This is a genomic window from Streptococcus intestinihominis, from assembly GCF_046824975.1.
Lineage (GTDB): Bacteria > Bacillota > Bacilli > Lactobacillales > Streptococcaceae > Streptococcus.
On the sequence record NZ_JBKQBL010000002.1, the window covers coordinates 239373 to 244050 of the forward strand.

5 protein-coding genes are annotated in these 4678 nt (G+C 45.3%); 1 reads left to right on the forward strand and 4 read right to left on the reverse strand.

The annotated features are described in order from the left end of the window. The 4 genes from pyrF to ACLOR3_RS04535 all read right to left on the reverse strand — a co-directional run. Positions 1-466 (reverse strand): orotidine-5'-phosphate decarboxylase (gene pyrF, locus ACLOR3_RS04520; RefSeq protein ID WP_412037023.1); only part of this gene is annotated, 466 nt, incomplete at its 3' end. A gap of 375 nt (positions 467-841) precedes the next feature. Beyond that, positions 842-1780 carry a dihydroorotate dehydrogenase gene (locus ACLOR3_RS04525; RefSeq protein ID WP_411400275.1) on the reverse strand — a complete coding sequence of 313 codons (939 nt, stop codon included), beginning with the start codon at positions 1778-1780 and terminating at the stop codon, positions 842-844. A gap of 10 nt (positions 1781-1790) precedes the next feature. Then, positions 1791-2597: a dihydroorotate dehydrogenase electron transfer subunit gene (locus ACLOR3_RS04530; protein ID WP_411400274.1), complete on the reverse strand. Its 807-nt coding sequence runs from the start codon at positions 2595-2597 to the stop codon at positions 1791-1793. A gap of 191 nt (positions 2598-2788) precedes the next feature. Next, the gene (locus ACLOR3_RS04535; protein ID WP_411400273.1) at positions 2789-4156 is read right to left on the reverse strand and encodes a DUF6688 domain-containing protein; all 1368 of its coding nucleotides are present in this window, start codon (positions 4154-4156) and stop codon (positions 2789-2791) included. Positions 4157-4298: 142 nt separating this feature from the next. Between ACLOR3_RS04535 and ACLOR3_RS04540 the strand changes: the two genes are divergently transcribed. Beyond that, positions 4299-4678, forward strand: a 380-nt coding sequence (locus ACLOR3_RS04540) for a LysR family transcriptional regulator (RefSeq protein ID WP_412037024.1), incomplete at its 3' end; no start/stop codon positions are given.

The window sequence follows — 4678 nt, forward strand, 5'->3', positions numbered from 1 at the left end:
AGCAGACAACGCCGTCCAAGCCAGCTTCTTGCGCCTTACGAGCATAATTAACAACTGATTCTTGGACAGTGGTTTGGATGTTTTGGCAATCACGCATGTCTTCTTCACTGGTTGAAGTCAACTGAGTCACCGCCACCAACTTAGCTCCTGGTCCAAGTGCTTTTTTGGCTTCGCGCATCATCTCTACACCACCGGCTGCATGAACTGTCACCATATCCACTCCAAATGTGCCTAGGACAGACATGGCTGACTTAACCGTATTTGGGATGTCGTGCAATTTTAGATCCAAGAAAATGCTGTGGCCACGACCTTTCAGATAGTGAACAATTTCTGGGCCAACTGCATAGAAAAATTCCATTCCGATTTTTACAAAAAGTTTTTCATCTTCTGGGAAATGTTCTAGAAAGTTTTTGACATCTTCAAAAGCTGGAAAGTCAAGGGCGATGATGGGACGTTCTTCACGCATGGGTTTCTCCTTTTTATGGCAGACATTTTTTCCACAAAAAAACCTTGCCCGAGGCAAGGTTACACGAAAATTAGGTAGTATCTACCCTGATTCACCGTCTAGACCTTAGGAGCCTCTCTGGACCGCTTTAAAGGTTTTTCTACATTGTAGTACGATATGAAAGAAAAGTCAAGAAATAATCATAAAACGTTCGGATTCAATCTGTTTTTTTCATCTTTCGACTAGGGAAGATTCACAAACATATCAAATTCTTGACGAAGATCCGATTTTCCTGTAAAATTTTTGTATGCTGAGTAAGGGTTGTTTTAGTTGTAGCTTACTCAGTAGCCTGTTGGGGTTGTAGCCAGCAGGCATTTTTTATTTTCTTGCTAATCCTTATAATAGATTTTCTCGGACATGCCGACGCAAATCTTCCAAGCTAGTTATTCCATACTGATCCATGACCTTTGGTAAGTCTTGGATAATGGTCGGACATGCGTATGGATCTGTAAAGTTAGCAGTTCCGACTCCAATTGCAGAGGCACCCGCAATAAACATCTCCAGGGCTGCTTCTGCTGAATCCACGCCACCCATTCCAATAATAGGCAGTTTGGTCGATTGGGCTACTTGGCGGATCAGTTTCAAGGCTACTGGGAAGATAGCTGGGCCTGACATACCTCCGGTGCCATTGGCAATGATGGGCTTACCAGTCTTGAGGTCAAAGCGCATCCCGACCAGCGTGTTGATCATGGTCAAGCCACTCGCTCCTGCATCTTCTGCAGCCTTGGCGACTTGAGTAATGTCCGCCACACTAGGTGTTAATTTGACATAGACAGGGACGGAGGAGGCTTCTACCGCTGCTTTTACTGCATCATAAGCCAACTCTGGAACCTGTCCGATTAAGAGGCCATTGTTGCCATGATCTACGTTTGGACAAGAGATATTGAGCTCGATGGCCTTGACATTTGGCGCTTGCGAGATCTTGCCAGATACCGTGGCATACTCTTCATTGGAGAAGCCAGCTACATTGGCGATAATCGGTAGATCTGGATAATGCTGAGCCAACCAAGGGAGTTTCTCTGCTAGTACCACGTCGACGCCAGGATTTTGGAGCCCAATGGCATTGAGCATGCCTGCAGGAGTCTCAGCGACACGGGGAGTCGGATTTCCAAAACGAGGCTCAGCTGTCGTTGCCTTGATCATAATGGATCCAAGCAGGTCTAAATCATAGTATTTGGCATATTCCTGACCAAAGCCAAAACAGCCAGAAGCCGGAATGATGGGGTTTTTCAAGTCTAATCCTGGTAAGGATACAGCTAATCGATTACTTTTCATACTTTCCTCCCTACATCACAATCGTACCGGTTTCAAAGACCGGTCCGTCTTCACACACACGCTTATTGGCTGCTTGGCTTTCATTTTCCAGATGCACTACACAGGCATAGCAAGCACCCATCCCACAGGCCATACGCGATTCCATAGAAATATAGGCGCGAGGATGGTCATGGAATTTGGTATTGACATATTTGAGCATGCCAGGTGCCCCACAAGAATAGATAGCGTCAAACTCCTGGTCCATCTGATCAACGATTGTTGACACATAGCCCTTGGTACCATAAGAACCATCGTCTGTTGTTACAGTAATATGAGCAACCTGAGAAAGTTCTTCTTCCAAAATGACGGCTTCTTTGCTCGCAAAGCCGACAACCACTTCAACTTCTACTCCCTGCTCATGTAGCTGTTTAGCCACTTGGACCAAAGGAGGTACTCCAATCCCTCCGCCGATGATCAAGGCACGCGCCCCTTGACCAAGACCTTTTAGGTCAAAGCCATTTCCTTGAGGGCCCATGACACTGAGGAAGCTACCGACAGGCAAGTGAGAAAAGATGGCTGTCCCTCCCCCTTCTACCCGATAAATGAGGCGACAGGTCTTGCTGTCTGGATCAATCTCTGAGATGGAAATGGGACGACGGAGGAGCTTAGAGTCATCCGGTACACGGATATGGAGAAACTGCCCCGGTAGCATCTGCTCCACCATTTCCCCCTTCAAGACCATTGAAAAAATCCGTGGCGCGATCTCTTCTTGAGCGATTAACTCCATGTCTTCCATCATGATTTTTCCAAACCGTTTTTTACAGCTGTCACTGACCATTGGTTTCCTCTTCTTTCTTCCAGCAAAAAAGACCTCGCAAAAGCAAGGTCCTACAAATGATCAGCTAGACTCGGTCCGCTGATCTTTTTTCTGTCTTTCCTTGCAGGCCTCTCTGGACCCCTTAAAGGTTAAATTTGTCTCATTATATCGCTCTCCTTGTCGCTTGTCAAGTAGAAGCCCGATGGGTCCGCTCATTTCCCATCTGTCTCAGGAGAAAACCCTTCTGGTACCGGTGGGATATACTGTAAAGCGATGCGATTTTCTGGCTTGCGATCGACCAAGTAGAGAACCAACAAAAAGATCCATTCCAGGGGCTTCATCAGATAGTAAATGATATCCATCGCCCATTTCTTCTTGATATGTTTGGCAAAGGGATAGCCATAGCGGTCATAATTACGACGCAGGAATCGATGGAAACGTGGCGTCTTTTCTTCTAGAACCTGCTCAAAGGCATTAGCAATACAGAGCTGGCGATTCACCACAACAGGATGACCATGCCGGACTCCCATCCGTTGGGGCTTGACCACCTTTTTATGGCCACCAGCCGCAACCGTACAGAGATAGTGCTCATCAATGATGAGATTCTGAGGAGGGATCTTTTCCGAGAAGGTCCAATCTGCCGTATTGGTCCAGGCCTTGACCAAGCTATCAGGACGTTGACCAAAGAGCATGAGGACCATGACCAATAGCGCTAACAAGGGGAGGGCAAAGACGACTGCCAACCAAGGCCAGTGTTTGGATTGGTGGAGGATCAGGTGAAAGCGCTGGAGAATTGGATTGTCATAGGCCCTAATGGGATCGGCACCCTCCCACTCCTTTATCCTGGTCCGCAGGAGACTAATAGAATAAACCAACAAGAAGACCGTGTGACAACCGATGACTTGCAACTGGATGTCAAACACCCCTAACAATACCAATCCCATCAATATCCCACTAATACAAAAGATATTTAAAAGTGGAGATAAGGAATTAGCATCTCGGTAAGAATAGATGACCAGCGCTAGTAAGGAAATCAGTGCCAAAGTAAGGATCGTCGGGAGAGCCTCCGTCCAAATCATGGTATGCTTCTGCTCATTGATAAGCTGTTTCGTCCAATCATAAGGTGTCAGATCCTTTACTAGATAGATGACGAAGGATTCGAGGATACAGCCAAAGACTCCTATCCAAAGGATGACAAAGTACTTGCGATTGTTGACCCTTCGTTTAATTTTTTCCTCTTCTTTCTCATCATAGACACCGACCAGTTCCTTTTCCAAGGTCTGGGCCTGAATCGTAGACCAGCGAGAAATAACATACAAAATTACAAAGATATTGGGTACAAAATAACTAACCCCTAGGACATGAACAAGAATTGTAACACTGTATACTGCAACTCCTAAAATAGCATTCCAGAAACCCAAGGATTGGATATTTCCTGGCAAGCTCCTGAGAATTAGAAAGACAGACAAACCAAGCAAGATCAGTAAATTGGTCATAAAGTTAATCTTTAATAGACTGGCTAAAAATTTGGTCTCCAGTTCCTGATTCCATTTTTTGTACCAGTGAGCAATTCTTTTCATAAGGCCTCCAGAGATAATCTTTTCCATCATTCTATCAAGCTACATTCAATCCTTCAATTCTAAACCTGTTTTATAGGGAAAAATCCTTCTAGAGACTGATACAAGCTGGGATTTTCTGTCAAAAATATGTTAAAATATAAGCATGAGAATCCAACAATTACATTACATTATCAAAATCGTCGAAACAGGCTCTATGAATGAGGCGTCCAAGCAACTCTTCATCACCCAGCCAAGTTTGTCCAATGCTGTGCGGGACTTGGAAAAAGAAATGGGAATTGATATCTTCATCCGTAATCCCAAAGGAATCACTTTGACCAAGGATGGGATGGAGTTCCTTTCTTATGCCCGTCAAGTCGTCGAGCAGACCCAACTCCTAGAAGAACGCTATAAAAATCCAGTAGCCAATAGGGAGCTCTTTAGCGTGTCCTCCCAGCACTATGCCTTCGTAGTCGAAGCCTTCGTCTCTCTCCTCAAGAAAAGCGATATGGAGAAATACGAGCTCTTCCTACGGGAGACCAGAAC